Below are 19,543 nucleotides of genomic sequence, written 5' to 3'. Positions count from 1 at the left end.
GATGTCCGCCTTGCCTGCTACCGCCATCATCGGGGTGATCGGCGCCGGTGCCATGGGCGCCGGCATCGCCCAGGTCGCCGTCCAGGCCGGCCATCGCGTCTGCCTGCATGACAATCGCGACGGGGCCGCTGCCGCCGGCATCGAGGGGATTCGCCAGCGGCTCGAGCGCCGGGTCGCCAAGGGCAAGCTGACCCGGCAGGACGCCGATGCCATGGTGGCGAACCTGGTGCCCGCCGAGGAGCTCGAGGGCCTGGCCGACTGCCAACTGGTCATCGAGGCGATCGTCGAGAACCTCGAGGTCAAGCAGGAGGTCTTCCGGCGCCTCGAGACGCTGTGCCGCCCGGACACCCTGCTGGCCAGCAACACCTCGTCGCTGTCTATAACCGCGATCGCCGCCGGCCTCGAGGGCCCCGAGCGCCTGGCCGGGCTGCACTTCTTCAACCCGGCGCCGGTCATGGCGCTGGTCGAGGTGATCTCGGGCCTGGCCACCGCGCCCGAGGTCGCCGACACCCTCCACGCCACCGCCGCCGCCTGGGGCAAGATCCCGGTCCATGCCCGCTCCACCCCCGGCTTCATCGTCAACCGAGTGGCGCGGCCCTTCTATGCCGAAGGCCTGAGGCTGCTCGAGGAAGGCGTGGCCGCCCCGGCCACCCTGGATGCGCTGCTGCGCGACGCCGGCGGCTTTCGCATGGGCCCCTTCGAGCTGACCGACCTGATCGGCCATGACGTCAACTACGCGGTGACCCGCTCGGTGTTCGACGCCTACTACGGCGACCGCCGCTTCACCCCGTCGCTGGCCCAGCAGGCCCTGGTGGACGCCGGCCGGCTGGGGCGCAAGAGCGGCCGGGGCTTCTACGACTATCGTGATCAGGCGCGTGATGGCGCCGAGCGCCCGACGCCGGCCTATGCCGACGCCGTCGCGGCCGAGCTGCCGGCGCTGATCGTCGAGGGTGACCCCGGCCTGCTCGCGCCGCTGGTGGCGCGGGCCGAGCGCGCGGATCTCGAGGTGATTCGCCAGACGACCGAGCTCCAGCGGACCGCGGCGTCCCCGCGCCTGCGCCTGGGCGAGCTGACGCTGGCGCTCAGCGACGGCCGCTGCGCCGCCGAGCGCGCTGCCGACGAGGGGCTCGAGGCCTTGGTGCTGTTCGACCTGGCCCACGACTACGCCACCGCCACGGCGCTCGCCCTGACCGCCAGTCCCGGTGTCGACTCCCGAGGCCGCGACCAGGCCACCGCCCTCTTCCAGCACCTCGACCTCGACGTGGCCTGGCTCACCGACACCCCGGGGCTGGTGGTGCTGCGCAGTGTCGCCATGCTCGCCAACGAGGCCGCCGATGCGGTGCTGCAGGGCGTGTGCAGCGCGGCCGACGGCGACCTGGCCATGCAGGCCGGGGTCAATTACCCACGCGGGCCGCTGGCCTGGGCCGACGACCTGGGGCTGCCCTTCGTCCACCGCATCCTGACCCACCTGCAGCAGAGCTATGGCGAGAGCCGCTACCGCCCGTCCTTCCTGCTGCGCCGCAAGGCCCTGGCCAAGGAGGTCTTTCATGGCTGAGATGTCCCCCCAGCAGCTGGCCGAGGCCTGTGCCGATGCCATGTTCGCCCGTGACACGGCCAGCCGCGAACTCGGCATGACGCTCACCGCCGTCACCCCCGGGCAGGCGACCCTGACCATGACGATCACCGCCGCGATGATCCAGGGCCATGGCTCCTGCCACGGTGGCTATCTGTTCACCCTGGCCGACTCCGCCTTCGCCTTCGCCTGCAACACCTATGATCTGGCCACCGTGGGGGCCGGCTGCAGCATCGACTACCTGCGCGGCGCCCGCGAAGGGGACCGGCTGACCGCCCAGGCGGTGGAGCGCTCGCGAGGCAACCGCACCGGCGTGTACGACGTCACCCTCACCAACCAGCACGGCGAGACCATCGCCCTGTTCCGCGGCAAGTCGTATCAGGTTCGCGGCCACGTCATTCAACCGGAGCAAGCCCCGTGAGCAATGTTTCCTCCCTCCAGGACGCCTACATCATCGACGCCGTGCGCACCCCGGTCGGCCGCTACGGGGGCGCTCTGGCCCGCGTGCGCGCCGACGACCTCGGCGCCCTTCCACTGCGCACCCTGATGGCGCGTCACTCCGGCCTGGACTGGGCGCAGATCGACGACGTCTTCTACGGCTGCGCCAACCAGGCCGGCGAGGACAACCGCAACGTGGCCCGCATGTCGGCATTGCTGGCCGGCCTGCCGGTGACGGTGCCCGGCACCACCCTCAATCGCCTGTGCGGCTCCGGCATGGACGCCATCGGCAGCGCGGCACGCGCTATCCATTGCGGCGAGGCCGGCCTGACTCTCGCCGGCGGCGTGGAGTCGATGTCCCGGGCACCCTTCGTGTTGGGCAAGGCCGAGCAGGCCTTCTCGCGCAGCGCGGCGATGCACGACACCACCATCGGCTGGCGTTTCGTCAACCCGCTGCTGGAGCAGCATTATGGTATCGACTCGATGCCCGAGACCGCCGAGAACGTCGCCGAGCAGTTCGGTATTTCCCGCGAGGATCAGGATGCCTTCGCCCTGCGCAGCCAGCAGCGCACCGCCGCCGCCATGGAGGCCGGGCGTCTGGCCGAAGAGATCGTGCCAGTGGAGGTGCCGCGCCGCAGGCAGGAACCGCTGGTGGTCGACACCGACGAGCACCCGCGCCCCACTACCACCCTCGAGCAGCTGGCGGGCCTGCCCACCCCGTTTCGCGAGGGCGGCAGTGTGACCGCCGGCAACGCCTCCGGGGTCAACGACGGCGCCTGCGCCCTGCTGCTGGCCGCCCCCGCCCAGGCCGAGCGCTTCCAGCTGCGTCCGCGGGCCCGGGTGGTGGGCATGGCCACCGCCGGGGTGGAACCGCGGATCATGGGCTTCGGCCCGGCACCGGCCACCCGCAAGGTGCTGGCCCAGACCGGCCTGTCGCTCGAGCAGATGGACGTGATCGAGCTCAACGAAGCCTTCGCCGCCCAGGCCCTGGCCGTGCTGCGCGACCTGGGCCTCCCCGACGATGCCGATCACGTCAACCCCAACGGCGGCGCCATCGCCCTGGGCCACCCGCTGGGCATGAGCGGCGCACGCCTGGTCACCACCGCCCTGCACGAACTGGAGCGCCGCCAGGGCCGCTATGCCCTGTGCACCATGTGCATCGGCGTCGGCCAGGGCATCGCCTTGATCATTGAACGCCTCTGAGTCACAACAAGCCTACAAGTATCAGGAGCTCCTCATGATGAACGCCAACGCCGTCCGCCCCCTGGCCGCCCTGGATCCCCTGGAGACCGCCAGCATCGACGAGCTGCGCGCTACCCAGCTCAAGCGCCTGAAGTGGTCGCTCAAGCACGCCTATGACCACGTGCCCTTCTACCGTCAGGCCTTCGATACCGCCGGTCTCCACCCCGAGGATATCCAGCACCTGGAGGACCTGGCCAAGCTGCCCTTCACCACCAAGGCCGACCTGCGCAACCACTACCCCTTCGGCCTGTTCGCCGTGCCCAAGCGCGATATCGTGCGAATCCACGCCTCCAGCGGCACCACCGGCCAGCCCACCGTGGTCGGCTACACCCAAAATGACATCAACGTCTGGGCCGACGTCGTGGCGCGCTCGATCCGCGCCGGCGGCGGCCGCCCCGAGGACACGCTCCAAAACGCCTTCGGTTACGGCCTGTTCACCGGCGGGCTGGGCGCCCACTATGGTGCCGAACGCCTGGGCTGCAGCGTGGTGCCCATGTCCGGCGGCCAGACTGAGAAACAGGTCCAGCTGCTGCGCGACTTTCAGGCTGATATCATCATGGCCACCCCCTCCTACATGCTCAATATCGCCGACGAGATCGAGCGCCAGGGCATCGATCCCAGGGAGTTGCCGCTGCGCCTGGGCATCTTCGGTGCCGAACCCTGGACCGACAGCATGCGCGCCACCCTGGAACAGCGCCTGGGCATCGACGCCCTGGACATCTATGGCCTCTCCGAAGTGATTGGCCCCGGCGTGGGCATGGAATGCCTGGAGACCAAGGACGGCCCCACTCTCTGGGAAGACTATTTCTATCCCGAGATCATCGATCCGGCGACCGGGGAGGTGCTGCCTGATGGCGAGTATGGCGAGCTGGTATTTACCTCACTGACCAAGGAGGCCCTGCCGATCATCCGCTACCGCACCCGTGACCTGACCCGGCTGCTGCCGGGTACTGCACGGCCGATGCGGCGCATCGACAAGATCACCGGGCGCAGCGACGACATGCTGATCATCCGCGGGGTCAACGTCTTCCCCACCCAGATCGAGGAGCAGCTGCTCACGATCGAGGCCCTCACCCCCCACTACGAGATCGAGGTCAGCCGCCAGGGCAATCTGGACATGGTGCAGATCCGGGTCGAGGCCGCCAGCAACGACATCGCCCGCGACCCGGTGCTCTGCGAACAGCTCGCCGGCGAGCTGCAGCACGCCGTCAAGACCTATGTGGGCATCAGCACCCGGGTCGAGGTGTGCGGCGTCGAGGAGGTCATGCGCTCGGTCGGCAAGGCCAGGCGGGTCAAGGACCTCCGCTGAGCCGACAATAATGACTCATTAAAGCCCCCTAAAGGGGGCTTTTTTGTGTCTTCAGTATCCACCCTTTCTCCATACCCCTCCGACAGACCTGACAATAAAATCTTATAAAATAATAAGTTAAACCTTAAATTCCGAACCCATCGGCATCAAAACCGGCAACCTTATCCCAAGGTATAAAGCGACACATTAAAAACAGAATTGATAAAAATTTTTGTGTCACTATACTCGAATCAGCATCCAAGAAACGGGATTTCCCCGAACGCCGACGACGCGGAGGTCACCATGTACGCCCAACTGGTCGAGACCGGTACCCGACAACTCAGGACCCTCGACGAGATGAGTCCCGAAGAGCGCCAATTCCAGGAGCGCATCGACGCCGAGATCAAGATCGAGGCCAAGAACTGGATGCCGGAGGCCTATCGCAAGACGCTGATCCGCCAGATCTCCCAGCACGCCCACTCCGAGGTGGTCGGCATGCTGCCGGAAGGCAACTGGCTGACCCGGGCGCCGAGCCTCAAGCGCAAGCTGCAGCTGATGGCCAAGATCCAGGACGAGGCCGGCCACGGGCTCTACCTGTACAGTGCCATGGAGACCCTGGGCGCCGATCGCGACGAAGAAATCGCCAAGCTCCACGACGGCCGCGCCAAGTACTCGAGCATCTTCAACTATCCCACCCTCAACTGGGCGGATATGGGCACCATCGGCTGGCTGGTCGATGGTGCGGCGATCGTCAATCAGGTGCCGCTGCAGCGCACCTCCTATGGCCCCTACTCACGCGCCATGATCCGAGTCTGCAAGGAAGAGAGCTTCCATCAGCGCCAGGGCTACCAGATCCTGCTGACCCTGATGCGCGAGGGCACCGACGCGCAGAAGGCGATGGTGCAGGACTCCATCAACCGCTTCTGGTGGCCGGCGCTGATGATGTTCGGGCCCTCCGACGCCGCCTCGCCCAACAGCGCCCAATCGATGGCCTGGAAGATCAAGCGCCACACCAACGACGAGCTGCGCCAGCGCTTCCTCGACCAGACCGTGCCGCAACTGGAGCTACTGGGCTGCACCGCCCCGGACCCGGACCTCAAGTGGAACCCCGACACCGGCCACTACGACTTCGGCGAGATCGACTGGCAGGAGTTCTTCGACGTGGTTCAGGGCAAGGGCCCCTGCAACCGGGAGCGCATCGAGGCGCGTCGCCGCGCCATCGACGACGGCGCCTGGGTACGCGAGGCCGCCCGGGTCCACGCCGCCAAGCACGCCCCTTCACAGGCCGCCTGAACGACCGATTCACTGCATCCATCAAGAGGAATTCACCATGGCAGACTGGCCGCTCTTCGAAGTCTTCGTGCGCAGCAAGCACGGCCTGAACCACAAGCATGTCGGCAGCGTGCATGCCGCCGACCGCCGGATGGCGCTCGACAACGCCCGCGAGCTCTACACCCGCCGCAGCGAAGGCGTGAGCCTGTGGGTCGTTCCGGCCAGCGCGATCACCGCATCTTCCCCCGACGAGCGTGAGCCGCTGTTCGACCCGGCCAATGACAAGGTCTACCGCCACGCCTCCTTCTATGAGCTGCCCAGCGAAGTCGGCCATATGTAATGTAAGGGGTGAGACCATGCAGAACCTGTCACAACTGACACAGACACCGCTGATCGACTACTTGCTGCGCCTCGGTGACAGCGCCCTGATCCTCGGCCAGCGCCATGCCGAACTGTGCGGCAAGGCGCCGGCCCTGGAAGAGGAGCTGGCGCTGATGAATGTGGGGCTCGACCTGTTCGGCCAGGCCCGCCACTGGCTCGGCTATGCCGCCGAGCTGGAGGGGCAGGGCCGCGATGCCGACGACCTGGCCTTCCGTCGCGACGCTCCGGACTTCCGCAACCTGCTGATCACCGAACAGCCCAACGGCGACTTCGCCGAGGTCATGGTGCGCCAGTTCCTGTTCGACGCCTGGCATCACCCGGTCCTCGAGGCACTGGCCGAAGCCCGCGACCCGCGTATCCAGGAGATCGCCGCCAAGTCGCTCAAGGAGGTCACCTACCACCTGCGCCGCTCGTCCCAGTGGATGATTCGCCTGGGCGACGGCACCGAAGAGAGTCACGCCCGCATGCAGCGCGCCCTCGACAGGCTGTGGCGCTTCACCGGCGAGCTGGTGCAGGCCGGCGAGGGCGACGCGGCCCTGCACGAGGCGGATATCGCCCCCGACAGCGAGCGCCTGGCCAGTCGCTGGCAGGCCCGGGTCGGCGAGGTGCTCGAACAGGCCACGCTGACGATGCCACCCCAGGACAGCTGGATGTACACCGGCGGCACGGTGGGCCATCACACCGAGCATCTGGGCTACCTGCTTGCGGAAATGCAGTTCCTGCCGAGGGCCTATCCCGATGCGCATGTCTGGTAACCCCGTGTCTGACAACCCACGGCCCGCGCCGGTCTTCGACTGGCCCGCCAGCGACCTGATCGGCACCGACCGCCGGGGACTGCCCCCGGCCGGCGCCGAGGGCGATGTCGATGCCGTGCGCGCCGTGCTGCAGGAGGTGCTGGACCCGGAGGTCCCGGCGGTCAGCGTGGTCGAACTGGGGATCGTGCGCGAGATCGCCTGGCACGCGGGCCGGCTGCACGTCGGGGTCACCCCGACCTACTCCGGCTGCCCGGCCACCGAGACCATCGAGGCGCAGATCCACGAGGCGCTGGTGATCGCCGGCTACCCCGACCCGCGCATCGAGCGGCGCCTGTCGCCGGCCTGGACCACCGACTGGATCACCGACCAGGGCCGCGAGAAGCTGCGCGCCTTCGGTATCGCGCCGCCGTCGGGCGCGCGTGGCCGGCACGGCGAGGCCCCGGTCGTGGCCTGCCCGCAGTGCGGCAGCGAGCACACCGAGCCGGTCAGCGAGTTCGGCTCCACCGCCTGCAAGGCGTTGTATCGCTGTGTGAGCTGTCTGGAGCCCTTCGACTACTTCAAGTGCCTATGAGAAATGCCTGCGCGGGCGAATCGCTGCGTTGCGCGGTGCTCGAAAGCCTCACCTATACCCCATAGGCTCCGGTTTCTGCGCTCCGTGCGCCTGGCGCTTCATCCCGCTCGGCGATTTCTTCCGCGCTCCCAAAGCGCTTGATCAACGAGAGATGACTATGAGCCGCTTCCATACCTTGACCGTGCAGGACGTTCGCCAGGAAACCCGGGATGCCGTGTCCATCGCCTTCGCCATTCCCGACGAACTGAAGGACACCTTCCGCTTCACCCAGGGCCAGTATCTGACCCTGCGCCGCGAGATCGACGGCGAGGAGATCCGTCGCTCCTACTCGATCTGTACCGGCACCCTGGACAACGAGATCCGGGTGGCGGTCAAGCGGGTGCCGGAGGGGCGCTTCTCGACCTTCGCCAACCAGTCCCTCGCCGTGGGTGACACCCTCGAGGTGATGCCGCCCCAGGGGCGCTTCCACACCTCGCTGGATCCCGCGCGTCAGGGCCACTACCTGGCCGTGGCCGCAGGCAGCGGCATCACGCCGATCCTGTCGATCATCGCTACCACCCTGGAGGTGGAGCCCCGGAGCCGCTTCACCCTGCTCTACGGCAACCGCTCCACCGCCGGCACCCTGTTCCGTGACCGCCTGCAGGGCCTCAAGGATCGCTACCTCGAGCGCCTCAACCTGGTCTACATCTTCAGTCGCGAGGAGCAGGAGATTGACCTCTACAACGGCCGGATCGACGCCGGCAAGTGTCACGCCCTGTTCGACCGCTGGGTCGACGTCAAGGGACTGGAGGCCGCCTTCCTGTGCGGTCCGCTGGAGATGACCGAACAGGCCCGCGACGCCCTGAAGGCCCATGGCCTGGCCGGCGAGCGCATCCATCGCGAGCTGTTCGGCACGACGCTGCCCACCGCCGGCAGCAGACCACGCCAGGCCACGGGGGTCGGTCAGGTCGATGTCGACCAGGCCCGGGTCGAGGTGATGATTGATGGTCGCCGCCTCGCCTTCGAGATGCCCCGCGACGGCGAGAGCATCCTAGAGGCCGGCAACGCGCACGGCGCCGAGCTGCCCTTCTCGTGTCAGGCCGGGGTCTGCTCCACCTGCCTGGCCAAGGTCGAGGAAGGCGAGGTCGAGATGTACGCCAACTACGCCCTCGAGGACTACGAGATCGAGGCTGGCCTGGTGCTCAGCTGCCAGTGCCGCCCGGTCAGCGACACGGTGATCCTGAACTTCGACCACTGAACCGGCTGGCTCCACCACGGAGCCGGCTCAAGACCGCCTAGCCGGCCATGACGTTGACCCCACTAGACGACCGGTCTATATTCTCGGACATGACACGAACCGCATCCCCGCCCCGCCGCGGGCGGCCGCCCAGAACGCCCCGCGACGACCCCGATACCCGGGCCGCGCTGATCCGCAGCGGCACCGAAGTGCTCACCGAGCAGGGCTTCGCGGTCTCCGGTATCGACGGCATCTTGAAGCGCGTCGGCGTGCCCAAGGGCTCCTTCTACTACTACTTTTCCAGCAAGGAGGCCTTCGGTCGCGCGGTCATGGAGCATTACGGGCAGTACTTCGCCCGCAAGCTCGACCGCCACCTGACCAATCCCGAGCTGACGCCGCTGCGCCGCATCGAGGCCTTCGTCGGCGATGCCCGGGCCGGCATGGCGCGCCACGACTTTCGCCGCGGCTGCCTGGTGGGCAATCTCGGCCAGGAGGTCGGCGGGCTGTCGGACGACTACCGCCAGTGGCTGCGCGACACCCTGGCGGACTGGCAGCAGCGCCTGGCCCGCTGCCTGCGGGAGGCCCAGGATGCCGGCGAGCTGTCGCCCCGCGCCGACTGCGAAAGACTCGCCGAGGCCTTCTGGATCGGCTGGGAAGGCGCCGTCATGCGTGCCCGGCTCGAGGCCGATGCCTGGCCGCTGGACGCCTTCGTCACTCACTTCCTGGCGGGGCTGCCCCGCTAGGCGTTTTTTCAGGCCACCGACTAGACGCCCGGTCCAAAAGGAGACAACCGCATGTTCAAGGCCATCCTGATCGACAAGACCGACAACGGCCAGCAGGCCACGCTCGAGACGCTGGACGAGGCCCGCCTGCCGGACGGCGACGTGACCGTGCGGGTCGAATGCAGCACCCTCAACTACAAGGACGCCCTGGCGATCACCGGCAAGGGGTCGGTGGTGCGCGAGTTCCCCATGGTGCCGGGGATCGACCTGGCGGGCACCGTCGAGGCGTCGAGCCACCCCGACTACCGCCCCGGCGACGCGGTGGTCCTCAACGGCTGGGGCGTCGGCGAGAAGCACTGGGGCGGGCTGGCCGAGAAGGCCCGGTTGAGCGGCGACTGGCTGATCCCGCGCCCAGCCGCCTTCAACGCCCGCCAGTGCATGGCCATCGGCACCGCCGGCTACACGGCGATGCTCTCGGTCATGGCGCTCGAGCGCCAGGGCGTGACGCCGGAAAGCGGCGAGATCCTGGTGACCGGCGCCAGCGGCGGCGTGGGCAGCTACGCCATCACGCTGCTCAACCGGCTGGGCTATGCCGTGGTGGCCTCCACCGGCCGCCCCGAGGAAGCCGACTACCTGAAGTCGCTGGGGGCACAGGAACTGATCGACCGGCGCACGCTGTCCGACCCCGGCCGCCCGCTGGCCCGCGAGCGCTGGGCGGGCGCCGTCGACGCGGTAGGCAGCTACACTCTGGCCAACGTGCTGGCCGCCACCCGCTATGGCGGCGCGGTAGCGGCCTGCGGTCTCGCCCAGGGCATGGACCTGCCCGCCACGGTCGCCCCCTTCATCCTGCGCGGCGTCACCCTGGCGGGCATCGACAGCGTGATGCAGCCGCGCGAGGTGCGTCTCGAGGCCTGGCGTCGGCTGGGCGAGCTGCTGCCGGCGGAGTCGCTGGACGCCATCACCCGCACCATCGGCCTGGACGAGGCCATTGCCCAGGCCGACGAACTGCTGGCCGGGCGCGTGCGCGGCCGCCTGGTGGTCACACTGGACTGACCCGGCACGCCACGGCCCGGGTCAGGTGTGCTGGACGTCGTCGCCGCGCCACAGCAGCTTGCCGCACTCGCTCAGGTCGTAGCCGCCCAGCGACTGGGCCAGGGTCAGCCCGGCGGGGTCGTGCAGGTAGTCGAACATCTGCTGCAGCAGGGAGCGGAAATACACGTTGCGCGGCGTCACCAGGTCGAACGCCTCCTCGGTGATGGGGATGAACCCCAGCCCGAACTCGTTGGCCGCCGACAGCGTGCCCGGCCCGATGTCGGCCTCGTGGCGGGCGATCAGCGACGCCGTCTCCCGCTCGCTGTAGGCGATGGCCTGGGTGTTGAGCTGCTCGGGACGCAGCTGGTGGCCGGCCAGCCACTCCTTCAGGAAGCGCTGCCCGCCGGCGCCCTCCTGGCGTACCACCCAGCGGCGGCCGGCGCCGAACAGCCCCGAGGGGTCATGCGGCTGATGACGGTCCTCGGCGCGGATGATCAGCCCCTGGCTGCGACGGAACAGGCGCACCAGCACCCAGTTGCGGTAGCCGCTGTGGCTGCGCACCAGCGCCGGATGACGCAGTTCGCTCTCCTCGGCGCGCCCCCAGTGGATGCCGCAGGCATCGGCGCGCCCCTGGGAGAGGAGCGACAGCCCCAGCTGGGTGCCGGTCACGCTGTAGCCGTAGAAGGCCTGGGCCTGCTGGCGCTGGTTGAGACGCATGATCAGCGCCGCCAGCAGCGGGTCATCGCTGCCGGTGATCATCAGGCGATCCGCCAGCACGCCGTGGTGGCAGGACTCCAGGATCCACTGCTCCACCAGCCGCCGGGGGAACAGCCACTTGCCGGTGACCTTGGTGGAGGGAATCGCGCCCTCGCTGGCCAGCTGGTAGATCTTCTTCTCGTTGAGGTGCAGCAGTTCGGCGACCTGATGCACGGTCAGAAACGGCGAGGCGACGGTCTCACTCATCGGCGCCCCTTGCACGGCGTGATGAACGATCCCCCGGCCGCGGCGCCGGCACGGCATCGAGGCGCAGCCGCGACTGGTCGTCGACGACCTGGAAGTGGCGCCCCTTGGCCCGTGCCACCAGCAGCACACCGAAGCGCCGCGCCAGCTCGACGCCCTTCTGGGTCATGCCCGAGCGCGACACCAGCACGCTGATGCCCATCTGCGCCACCTTGAGCACCATCTCGGAGGTCAGCCGCCCGGTGGTATAGAAGATGTCCGCCTCGCCCAGCTCGGCGTCCTCGGCCGGGCCCTCGCCCAGCGCCGCCAGCCACTGCCGGCCGGCGAGGGTATCCACCGCGTTGTGCCGCCCCACGTCCTCGACGAAGCCCAGCACGCGATCCTGACGGCACAGCGCGCAGCCGTGCACGGCCCCTGCATTGCGGTAGGTCTCGTTGAACGCCTTGAGGTTCTCGAGCAGGCGATACAGCACCGACTGTGACAGCGGCGTGCGCGGCAACGGGTTCAGGTCGGTGGCGTCCAGCAGGCGCCCGAACACCGTGCCCTGCCCGCAGCCGGTGGTCACCGTGCGCTGTGCCAGCCGGTCATCGAGATCCTCGGGCAGCGCCCGGGTGACCACCGCCGCGGCCTCCACGTCCCAGTCCACCTGCAGCACCTCGACGTCCTCGGCGCGGGTCAGCAGCCCCTGATTGCGCAGGTAGCCCAGCACCAGCGCTTCCGGCTCGGCCCCCAGCGTCATCAGGGTGACGATCTCGCGGCGATTCAGGTACACGGTCAGCGCCCGCTCGGCGGCGATCGCCTGGCGACGCGGCTCGCCGTACTCATCGGTCACGGTGATCTCGACCGTGGTCGGCCTGCGCGCCCGGCTCAACACGATAGTGGCCATGCGTTGCTCCTTTCGGTTTGCCGACAGGATACTCAAAGCGCCACCGACCTGCGCAAGCAAAATCCCCGGGCAGGCAGAGCCCTCGCGGTTAGTGCCGCCAAGGGCTGATCCGCCGACAGGTCTACGAGGGGGCGCTGTGGACCCCTCCATGGGCGCTACCTACGCCATCTGACCGCCATGGATGGCGGAAATGCCGGAATGGAAAGGAACACTTTCCGGCCATGGCGTAGGACCCCCTCTTCGACCTGTCCCCGGCGCCCTTGCCGGGGACAACGACGATTACCCTGACCGGACAGGCCCGCTCCGACGGGTTTCCCGCACCGTCAGGCACGGCGCTTGCAAGCAATTGCGGCACGTTGGCGCACGGCAACCCGCCAGCCCCGACAGCACAGGATCCCCGCAACCAGGAGGCCAGCACCCCCATGGCGACCGACGACAACCTGCGACACGTCAGCCTCGAGCTGACCTGCCGGACCCGCGAGATCAAGGGCTTCACGTCCCGGTCCTGGCACATCACCGCCCTGGGCTGTCACGACCGCGGCCCGCATGTGCTGCCGCTGACGCTGTTCCTCACCGAGCGCACGGCCTATCGCTTCAACCTCGAGTCCCGCCAGCCGCGGCTGTTCGTGCGCTGCGAGGCCGGCGACGACACCCTGACACCGCGCGAGGTCACCGCCAGCCAGGAGGTCGCCGCCAACTGGATGGACGGCGAGACGCAGGTCCTCGACGCCCCCATGCCGCCGGCGATTCATGCCTGGATCGAGGCCTACCTGGCACGCCACGGCGAACGCATCGATGCCGGACGCAAGAAGAAGCGCGCGGGTGCCGGCCGCGCGCGTCAGGAGTGACGCCATGAGCTTCATGAACCGCTGGTCGCAGCGCAAGCGCAGCCAGGGCGAGGAACCCCCCGCCCCGACCGATGAAACAACGCCGGACGCGACAACCGAGGAAACCGACGCCGCCCCGACCGGTGCCGCCGCGCTGATTCCCGGCTACGACCCGCAGCGTCCACTGGACGAGCAGCTACCCGACCCCGACACGCTCGGCGCCGGCGACGACTTCCGCGCCTTCCTGCTGCCCGGCGTCGGCGACCTGCTCAAGCGACGCGCGCTGCGGCGCCTGTTCAAGGTCGGCAACTACAACGTGCGCGACGGCCTCAACGACTACGACGACGACTACACGACCCTGAAGAGCCTGGCGCCGGAAGCCGGTGAACGCATCCGCCAGTGGCTGCGCCGCGATGCCGAACAGGCCGAACCGCAGACGCCCCCCGCCGCCTCCGAAACGGCGGCCGAGGCGACCGACGACGAGCCTCTCGCCGAGTCCACCGACGAGGCGGCCGACGAGGCGGCCGATGAAGCAGCCGAGCGGACAGCCTCGACCACGCAGGCCACCGCGCCGGCCGATGGTGACGAAACGACACCAAATGACCCAGTCCGGCATCCGAGTGAGTCAACTTGACCCACACGCACGACCGGCGGGCCCGAAACACTCCCATATCTTGCCCGGTCCCCCCTTCGTTTGCAGCGGGAATGGGAACCCCGCCTGCAATGGAAAACGCCAGATAACCGGACCCGACGCAGATCGGGCCGCCGCCACCCGTGTGGCAGGCACAAGACCGTGGCAAGACCGACACGCTGATGAGGTGACATGCCCCAGTTCATCGATACGCGGGCGCTGAACGACGACGCCCGCAATGCCGCCGCCCGCGAGGCCGCCCTGCAACAGGTGTCCTGGCCGCGCAACCTGGCCCCCGCCACCGTGAGCTACACCAGCCACGGTCATGTGGCCCTCGTCGGCCCGGCCGAGGCGATCGGCCCGGCCGCCCGGGCGCTCGCCGACAGCGAACTCGCCAGCCTCACCCTGGTCGCGACCCGCCACGCGGCACGGAACACGGTCGCCGACATTCCCGGCGCCCATGCCGTCGCCTGCGCCGCACCGCAGCTTGCGGGCCACCTGGGCGCCTTTCACCTGACCGCCCGCGACGGCGGGGAGTCGCTGGCCCGGGCGACCATCGGCCGCGATCATTTCGACGCCGTGCTCGACCTGGGCACCCCGCCGCTGCTGGGACACGACCTGCCGCCACCCGGCTACTATCGTGTCGGGACGCGCGCCGGCACGGACATGCCCCTGGCGGATGCCCTGGCGGCGCTGCGCGAGTGCGTCGGCGACTTCGAGAAGCCGCGCTACTTCCAGATCGACAGCGACCTCTGCGCCCATGCCGGCCGCGGCCAGACCGGCTGCACCCGCTGTCTCGAGGTGTGCCCGGCCGATGCGATCTCGAGCCTCAAGCAGGAGATCGTCATCGACCCGTTCCGCTGTCACGGCGCGGGCAGCTGCACCAGCGTGTGCCCCACCGGCGCCATCCGTTACGCCCTGCCCGCCCCGGAAAGCCTGGACGCCTACATCGCCCGCCTGCTGGCGACCTATCACGCCGAGGGCGGCGAGACGGCGGTGGTGCGCTTCCTCGACCAGGAAGCCCATGGCGCCGAGACCGACACGACCGCGGGCCATGTGCTCGATATCCCCCTCGAGGAGATCGGCGCCGCCGGGCTCGACCACTGGCTGGGTGCCCTCGCCCGCGGCGCCGGGGAGGTGCGGGTGGTGCTGCGCGACGACCTGCCGCCGTCGCTGGCGCGACTGGTCCGCGACCAGTACGCCCAGGCCCGCGCCCTGCTCGAGGCACTGGGCCACGACACGCGCCGCCTGACCCTGATCGCCGACGGCGACACCGCGGCCCGCGATGCCCTGCCGATCCTGACGCCGCTGGCCGGCCGCCTGGAGGGCGAGCGCCCCACCGCCAAGCGCGAGGCGCTCAACGCCGTCCTCGACTTCCTCGCCGCCCACGCCACGCCCGCCGAGGCGCGGGTGACGATGCCCGAGGGCGCGCCCTTCGGCACGCTGGCCATCGACGCCGACCACTGCACGCTGTGCATGGCCTGCGTGGCGGTCTGCCCGACCCGGGCGCTCTCCACCGCCGGGGACACGCCGAGCCTGCACTTCCAGGAAAGCGCCTGCGTGCAGTGCGGCCTGTGCGAGAGCGCCTGTCCGGAACAGGTCATCCAGCTCGAGCCGGGGTTCCTGGCCACGCCCGAGGCGCGCCACCGTGTCGAGACGGTCAAGGAAGAGGCCCCCTTCGAGTGCATCAGCTGCGGCAAGGCCTTCGCCACCGCCAGCACCATTGCCTCGATCAAGGAGAAGCTGGCCGCGCACCCGTACTTCGCCGGCGATGCCATCAAGCGCCTGGAGATGTGCGAGGACTGCCGCGTCAAGGACATCTGGCATGACCTGGCGCGTGACCCCAATGCTCAGCTGAAGGTGTGACCATGACAACGCCCGAGTCCCTCGCCATGGCCGACGCCACCGTCCCGAGCACGGAAGCCGCGGAGCGCAACGCCCTGCGCGCCGATATCTACCGGCTGCTGGCACGCCTGGTCCGCGAGACCCCCAACGCCGAACTGCTGGACTTCCTCGCCGGCCTCGAGCCGGATGACGAGAATTCGCCGCTCAAGCGCCACTGGGCCTCGCTGTCGCTGGCCGCTCGCCATGCCCGGGTCGAGTCCCTGCACGACGTCCACTTCGGCCTGTTCGTCGGCGTCATCCAGGGCGAACTGGTGCCCTACGCCTCCTGGTACCTGACCGGTTCGCTGATGGAGATGCCGCTGGTCGCGCTGCGTCAGGACCTCGCCCGGCTGGGCTTCGAGCGCGCCGAGCACGTCAAGGAGCCCGAGGATCACTTCTCGGCGATGTGCGAGGTGATGGCCATGCTCATCGACGCCGGCGACGCCGCCCAGGCGGGCTTCTTCCAGCGTCACCTCAGCCCCTGGGCGCTGCGCTTCATGCAGGACCTGGCCCGCGTCGAGTCGCCGTTCTACGCCGGCGTCGGCGCGCTGGGCGAGGCCTTCCTCGCCCGCGAGAATGCTCAGCTGCCTCTCGACCCCGACACCCGGGTCGTGATGGTTTCGCCCTCCGCCGCCTCGTCCGACGACGAGGCCGGCGATTCATGAACCCCGTACACCGCCGCTCGAACGGCGATACCCGGTACGCAATGAACCAAGGAGTTGCCCCATGAAAGAGCCGAACAGCCCCGCCCGGCGTCGCTTCCTGCGCAACATCGGCATTGGCACGGCTACCGCCGGTGCGGCGGTGGCCGTGGGTCACGTCACCCTGGCCCAGGCCCAGTCGGACGAGTCGGACACGCCCGACGGCCAGGAAACGAAATACCGTGAAACCGACCACATCAAGGCGTTCTACGCCACCCTGCGCGACTGAACGGTCGTCGGAACCGGAATCGAGGACCCCACCATGCGATTGACTCGAAAATCCTCCCAGCCCACCGGCCAGGATGGGCTGGGCATCAGCCGCCGCCAGTTCCTGCAGCGCAGCGGCGTGGCTACCGGCGGCCTCGCGGCGGCCGGCTTCATGGGCCAGGGCATGATGAAAGCCGCCTCCGCCCAGGAAAAGACCGCCTACTCCGATGCGCCGGTCGAAACCAAGCGCACCATCTGCTCGCACTGCTCGGTGGGCTGCGGCGTCTATGCCCAGGTGCAGAACGGCGTCTGGACCGGCCAGGAACCCGCCTTCGACCACCCCATCAACCGCGGCGCGCACTGCGCCAAGGGCGCCTCGCTGCGCGAGCACGGCCACTCCACCCGGCGCCTGAAGTACCCGATGAAGCTGGTCGACGGCAAGTGGCAGCGCCTCGAGTGGGACCAGGCGATCAGCGAGATCGGCGACAAGGTGCTGGAGCTGCGCGACCAGTACGGCCCCGACAGCGTCTACTGGCTGGGCTCGGCCAAGTTCAACAACGAACAGGCCTACCTGATGCGCAAGCTGGCCGCGCTGTGGGGCACCAACAACACCGACCACCAGGCACGCATCTGCCACTCCACCACCGTGGCGGGCGTGGCCAACACCTGGGGCTACGGTGCCATGACCAACTCGCTGAACGACATGCACTTCAGCAAGGCGATCCTGTTCATCGGCTCCAACCCCAGCGAAGCGCACCCGGTGGCCATGCAGCACATCCTGCACGCCAAGGAGCGCAACCAGGCCCAGGTCATCGTCGTCGACCCGCGCTTCACCCGTACCGCCGCCAAGGCCGACAAGTACGTGCGGCTGCGCCCGGGCTCCGACGTCGCCTACATCTGGGGCCTGCTCTGGCACATCTTCGAGAACGGCTGGGAAGACACCCAGTACATCGAGCAGCGCGTGTTCGGCATGGACGACGTGCGCCAGGAAGTGGCCCAGTACACCCCCGACGTGGTCGAGCGCATCACCGGCGTGGGCGAGGCCGACATGCGCGACGTCGCCCGGCGCATCAGCGAGAACCGCCCCGGCTGCGTGGTGTGGTGCATGGGCGGCACCCAGCACACCACCGGCAACAACAACACCCGCGCGTACTGCATCCTCGAGCTGGCGCTGGGCAACATCGGCGTCTCCGGCGGCGGTGCCAACATCTTCCGCGGTCACGACAACGTCCAGGGTGCCACCGACCTGGGACTGATGTCGCACTCGCTGCCCGGCTACTACGGCTTGAGCGAAGGCGCCTGGCGCCACTGGGCCAAGGTCTGGAACCTCGACTACGAGTGGATCAAGAACCGCTTCGACCAGACCGAGTACAACGGCGACCTGCCGATGCATTCCAACGGCATCACCGTCTCGCGCTGGATCGACGGCGTGCTGGAGGACGACGCGAACATCGCCCAGCGCAGCAGCCTCAAGGCCATGTTCTACTGGGGCCACGCGGTCAACTCGCAGACCCGCGGCCCGGAAATGAAGAAGGCCATGAGCCAGCTCGAGCTGATGGTGGTGGTCGACCCGTATCCCACGGTCGCCGCCGTCATGAACGACCGCACCGACGGCGTCTACCTGCTGCCGGCGGCCACCCAGTTCGAGAACACCGGCAGCGTGACGGCCACCAACCGTTCCATCCAGTGGCGGGATCAGGTCATCGAACCGATGTTCGACTCCAAGCCCGACCACGAGATCATGTACCTGCTGTCCAGGAAGCTGGGCTTCGCCGACGAGTTCACCCGCAACATCGCCGTCGAGAACAACCGGCCGGCCATCGACGACGTGCTGCGCGAGATCAACGCCGGCATGTGGACCGTGGGCTACACCGGCCAGAGCCCGGAGCGCCTGCGCCAGCACCAGCAGAACTGGCACACCTTCAACTTCGACACCCTCAAGGGCGAGGGCGGCCCCGCCGACGGCGAGTTCTACGGCCTGCCGTGGCCCTGCTGGGGCACCGCCGAGTTCAAGCACCCCGGCACGCCGCTACTCTATGACATGAGCAAGCCCGTCAAGGAAGGCGGCCTCACCTTCCGCGCCCGCTTCGGCGTCGAGTACGACGGCCAGAACCTGCTGGCCGACGGCGTCGCCAGCAAGGGCTCCGAGCTCAACGACGGCTATCCCGAGTTCACCGCCGACATGCTCAAGCAGCTGGGCTGGTGGGACGACCTCACCGCGGAAGAGAAGGCCGCCGCGGACGGCAAGAACTGGAAGACCGACCTCTCCGGCGGTATCCAGCGCGTGGCCATCGAGCACGGCTGTGCGCCGTTCGGCAACGCCAAGGCCCGCTGCCGCGTCTGGACCTTCCCGGACGAGATTCCCAAGCATCGCGAGCCGCTCTACACCAACCGCCGCGACCTGGTGAAGGACTACCCGACCTGGGACGACGTGGCCTCGTTCTATCGCCTGCCGACGCTCTACAGCTCGATCCAGGAGAAGGACGTCAGCCAGGAGTTCCCGATCATCCTCACCTCCGGGCGCCTGGTCGAGTACGAGGGCGGCGGCGAGGAGACGCGCTCCATGTCGTGGCTCGCCGAGCTGCAGCAGGAGATGTTCGTCGAGATCAACCCCGCCCAGGCCAACGACCTCGGGATCAAGAACGACGACACGGTGTGGGTCTACGGGCCGGAAGGCGGCAAGGTCAAGGTCAAGGCCCTGGTGACGCCGCGCGTGGCACGCGACGTGGCGTTCATGCCCTTCCACTTCGGCGGCGTCTTCGAGGGCGAGAGCCTGGCCGACAAGTACCCGGAAGGCGCGCGGCCCTACGTGCTCGGCGAGGCGGCCAACACGGCCACCACCTACGGCTATGACCGGGTGACGCAGATGCAGGAAACCAAGGCCACCCTGTGCCGGATCGAGAAAGCCTCCGCCTGAACCGACGACGCTTGAAAGACCGGCGAGGCCACGCGCCTCG

The 19,543-nt window shown here is 68.7% G+C and carries 19 protein-coding genes; 17 read left to right on the top strand and 2 right to left on the bottom strand.

From position 1 onward, the window contains the following. Position 1: 1 nt before the first annotated feature. The 11 genes from paaH to G7A98_RS13910 all read left to right on the top strand — a co-directional run bounded on the left by paaH (position 2) and on the right by G7A98_RS13910 (position 10,511). Positions 2 to 1,555 (top strand): 3-hydroxyacyl-CoA dehydrogenase PaaH, encoded by a 1,554-nt coding sequence (gene paaH / locus G7A98_RS13960; RefSeq protein WP_163650293.1) that lies wholly within the window; start codon positions 2 to 4, stop codon positions 1,553 to 1,555. Continuing rightward, a complete protein-coding gene (gene paaI / locus G7A98_RS13955) occupies positions 1,548 to 1,994 on the top strand; it encodes a hydroxyphenylacetyl-CoA thioesterase PaaI (RefSeq protein WP_163650292.1) in 447 nt (148 codons plus the stop codon). Before paaH ends, paaI begins: the two co-directional genes overlap by 8 nt. Further along, positions 1,991 to 3,214 (top strand): 3-oxoadipyl-CoA thiolase, encoded by a 1,224-nt coding sequence (gene pcaF / locus G7A98_RS13950; protein ID WP_163650291.1) that lies wholly within the window; start codon positions 1,991 to 1,993, stop codon positions 3,212 to 3,214. Before paaI ends, pcaF begins: the two co-directional genes overlap by 4 nt. Before the next feature lie 34 nt (positions 3,215 to 3,248). After that, positions 3,249 to 4,562: a phenylacetate--CoA ligase PaaK gene (gene paaK, locus G7A98_RS13945; RefSeq protein WP_205596279.1), complete on the top strand. Its 1,314-nt coding sequence runs from the start codon at positions 3,249 to 3,251 to the stop codon at positions 4,560 to 4,562. Positions 4,563 to 4,844: 282 nt separating this feature from the next. After that, entirely contained in the window at positions 4,845 to 5,834 is a 990-nt protein-coding gene (gene paaA, locus G7A98_RS13940; RefSeq protein WP_163650290.1) for a 1,2-phenylacetyl-CoA epoxidase subunit PaaA, read from the top strand. 37 nt (positions 5,835 to 5,871) lie between these two features. After that, a complete protein-coding gene (gene paaB, locus G7A98_RS13935) occupies positions 5,872 to 6,153 on the top strand; it encodes a 1,2-phenylacetyl-CoA epoxidase subunit PaaB (protein WP_163650289.1) in 282 nt (93 codons plus the stop codon). A 16-nt stretch (positions 6,154 to 6,169) separates the two neighbouring features. Beyond that, entirely contained in the window at positions 6,170 to 6,949 is a 780-nt protein-coding gene (gene paaC / locus G7A98_RS13930; protein WP_205596278.1) for a 1,2-phenylacetyl-CoA epoxidase subunit PaaC, read from the top strand. Next, positions 6,933 to 7,520, top strand: a complete 588-nt coding sequence (gene paaD / locus G7A98_RS13925) for a 1,2-phenylacetyl-CoA epoxidase subunit PaaD (protein ID WP_163650288.1) — start codon at positions 6,933 to 6,935, stop codon at positions 7,518 to 7,520. Before paaC ends, paaD begins: the two co-directional genes overlap by 17 nt. 157 nt (positions 7,521 to 7,677) lie before the next feature. Next, complete coding sequence (gene paaE, locus G7A98_RS13920) at positions 7,678 to 8,757, top strand: 1,2-phenylacetyl-CoA epoxidase subunit PaaE (protein ID WP_163650287.1); 1,080 nt, start codon at positions 7,678 to 7,680, stop codon at positions 8,755 to 8,757. Positions 8,758 to 8,846: 89 nt separating this feature from the next. Further along, complete coding sequence (locus G7A98_RS13915) at positions 8,847 to 9,479, top strand: TetR/AcrR family transcriptional regulator (protein WP_163650286.1); 633 nt, start codon at positions 8,847 to 8,849, stop codon at positions 9,477 to 9,479. Between the two features lie 51 nt (positions 9,480 to 9,530). Next, positions 9,531 to 10,511: an MDR family oxidoreductase gene (locus tag G7A98_RS13910; protein WP_163650285.1), complete on the top strand. Its 981-nt coding sequence runs from the start codon at positions 9,531 to 9,533 to the stop codon at positions 10,509 to 10,511. A 21-nt stretch (positions 10,512 to 10,532) separates the two neighbouring features. Here the strand turns inward: G7A98_RS13910 and G7A98_RS13905 are convergent, their stop codons facing one another. Together G7A98_RS13905 and G7A98_RS13900 are read right to left on the bottom strand one after the other, a co-directional pair. After that, the gene (locus G7A98_RS13905; protein WP_163650284.1) at positions 10,533 to 11,453 is read right to left on the bottom strand and encodes a helix-turn-helix transcriptional regulator; all 921 of its coding nucleotides are present in this window, start codon (positions 11,451 to 11,453) and stop codon (positions 10,533 to 10,535) included. Continuing rightward, on the bottom strand, positions 11,446 to 12,336 hold the full coding sequence (locus G7A98_RS13900) for a formate dehydrogenase accessory sulfurtransferase FdhD (protein WP_163650283.1): 891 nt from the start codon (positions 12,334 to 12,336) through the stop codon (positions 11,446 to 11,448). Before G7A98_RS13900 ends, G7A98_RS13905 begins: the two co-directional genes overlap by 8 nt. Before the next feature lie 422 nt (positions 12,337 to 12,758). Between G7A98_RS13900 and G7A98_RS13895 the strand changes: the two genes are divergently transcribed. From G7A98_RS13895 to G7A98_RS13870, 6 genes are all read left to right on the top strand, one after another. Beyond that, positions 12,759 to 13,184, top strand: coding sequence for a DUF3305 domain-containing protein (locus G7A98_RS13895; RefSeq protein ID WP_163650282.1), 426 nt, complete (start codon positions 12,759 to 12,761; stop codon positions 13,182 to 13,184). A 4-nt stretch (positions 13,185 to 13,188) separates the two neighbouring features. Continuing rightward, the gene (locus G7A98_RS13890) at positions 13,189 to 13,797 is read left to right on the top strand and encodes a DUF3306 domain-containing protein (RefSeq protein WP_163650281.1); all 609 of its coding nucleotides are present in this window, start codon (positions 13,189 to 13,191) and stop codon (positions 13,795 to 13,797) included. A 189-nt stretch (positions 13,798 to 13,986) separates the two neighbouring features. Further along, positions 13,987 to 15,660, top strand: a complete 1,674-nt coding sequence (locus tag G7A98_RS13885; RefSeq protein WP_163650280.1) for a 4Fe-4S binding protein — start codon at positions 13,987 to 13,989, stop codon at positions 15,658 to 15,660. Between the two features lie 2 nt (positions 15,661 to 15,662). Then, positions 15,663 to 16,343, top strand: coding sequence for a molecular chaperone TorD family protein (locus G7A98_RS13880; protein ID WP_224420690.1), 681 nt, complete (start codon positions 15,663 to 15,665; stop codon positions 16,341 to 16,343). Positions 16,344 to 16,404: 61 nt separating this feature from the next. Then, positions 16,405 to 16,608: a twin-arginine translocation pathway signal gene (locus G7A98_RS13875; RefSeq protein WP_163650279.1), complete on the top strand. Its 204-nt coding sequence runs from the start codon at positions 16,405 to 16,407 to the stop codon at positions 16,606 to 16,608. Positions 16,609 to 16,641: 33 nt separating this feature from the next. After that, complete coding sequence (locus tag G7A98_RS13870; RefSeq protein ID WP_163650278.1) at positions 16,642 to 19,503, top strand: formate dehydrogenase subunit alpha; 2,862 nt, start codon at positions 16,642 to 16,644, stop codon at positions 19,501 to 19,503. The last annotated feature ends 40 nt before the right edge of the window (positions 19,504 to 19,543 follow it).

The sequence above is a fragment of the Modicisalibacter sp. 'Wilcox' genome, from assembly GCF_010993675.1.
In the GTDB taxonomy this organism is placed as follows: domain Bacteria; phylum Pseudomonadota; class Gammaproteobacteria; order Pseudomonadales; family Halomonadaceae; genus Modicisalibacter; species Modicisalibacter tunisiensis.
Note: the sequence above shows the minus strand (reverse complement) of the source record. Positions and strands in the feature narration are given on the sequence as shown.

Excerpts from the sequence above, each read along its gene's own strand:
- paaH (WP_163650293.1), top strand. The coding sequence starts at position 2 with ATGTCCGCCTTGCCTGCTACCGCCATCATCGGGGTGATCGGCGCCGGT.
- paaI (WP_163650292.1), top strand. The coding sequence starts at position 1,548 with ATGGCTGAGATGTCCCCCCAGCAGCTGGCCGAGGCCTGTGCCGATGCC.
- paaK (WP_205596279.1), top strand. The coding sequence starts at position 3,249 with ATGATGAACGCCAACGCCGTCCGCCCCCTGGCCGCCCTGGATCCCCTG.
- paaA (WP_163650290.1), top strand. The coding sequence starts at position 4,845 with ATGTACGCCCAACTGGTCGAGACCGGTACCCGACAACTCAGGACCCTC.
- paaB (WP_163650289.1), top strand. The coding sequence starts at position 5,872 with ATGGCAGACTGGCCGCTCTTCGAAGTCTTCGTGCGCAGCAAGCACGGC.
- paaC (WP_205596278.1), top strand. The coding sequence starts at position 6,170 with ATGCAGAACCTGTCACAACTGACACAGACACCGCTGATCGACTACTTG.
- paaD (WP_163650288.1), top strand. The coding sequence starts at position 6,933 with ATGCGCATGTCTGGTAACCCCGTGTCTGACAACCCACGGCCCGCGCCG.
- paaE (WP_163650287.1), top strand. The coding sequence starts at position 7,678 with ATGAGCCGCTTCCATACCTTGACCGTGCAGGACGTTCGCCAGGAAACC.
- G7A98_RS13915 (WP_163650286.1), top strand. The coding sequence starts at position 8,847 with ATGACACGAACCGCATCCCCGCCCCGCCGCGGGCGGCCGCCCAGAACG.
- G7A98_RS13910 (WP_163650285.1), top strand. The coding sequence starts at position 9,531 with ATGTTCAAGGCCATCCTGATCGACAAGACCGACAACGGCCAGCAGGCC.
- G7A98_RS13905 (WP_163650284.1), bottom strand. The coding sequence starts at position 11,453 with ATGAGTGAGACCGTCGCCTCGCCGTTTCTGACCGTGCATCAGGTCGCC.
- G7A98_RS13900 (WP_163650283.1), bottom strand. The coding sequence starts at position 12,336 with ATGGCCACTATCGTGTTGAGCCGGGCGCGCAGGCCGACCACGGTCGAG.
- G7A98_RS13895 (WP_163650282.1), top strand. The coding sequence starts at position 12,759 with ATGGCGACCGACGACAACCTGCGACACGTCAGCCTCGAGCTGACCTGC.
- G7A98_RS13890 (WP_163650281.1), top strand. The coding sequence starts at position 13,189 with ATGAGCTTCATGAACCGCTGGTCGCAGCGCAAGCGCAGCCAGGGCGAG.
- G7A98_RS13885 (WP_163650280.1), top strand. The coding sequence starts at position 13,987 with ATGCCCCAGTTCATCGATACGCGGGCGCTGAACGACGACGCCCGCAAT.
- G7A98_RS13880 (WP_224420690.1), top strand. The coding sequence starts at position 15,663 with ATGACAACGCCCGAGTCCCTCGCCATGGCCGACGCCACCGTCCCGAGC.
- G7A98_RS13875 (WP_163650279.1), top strand. The coding sequence starts at position 16,405 with ATGAAAGAGCCGAACAGCCCCGCCCGGCGTCGCTTCCTGCGCAACATC.
- G7A98_RS13870 (WP_163650278.1), top strand. The coding sequence starts at position 16,642 with ATGCGATTGACTCGAAAATCCTCCCAGCCCACCGGCCAGGATGGGCTG.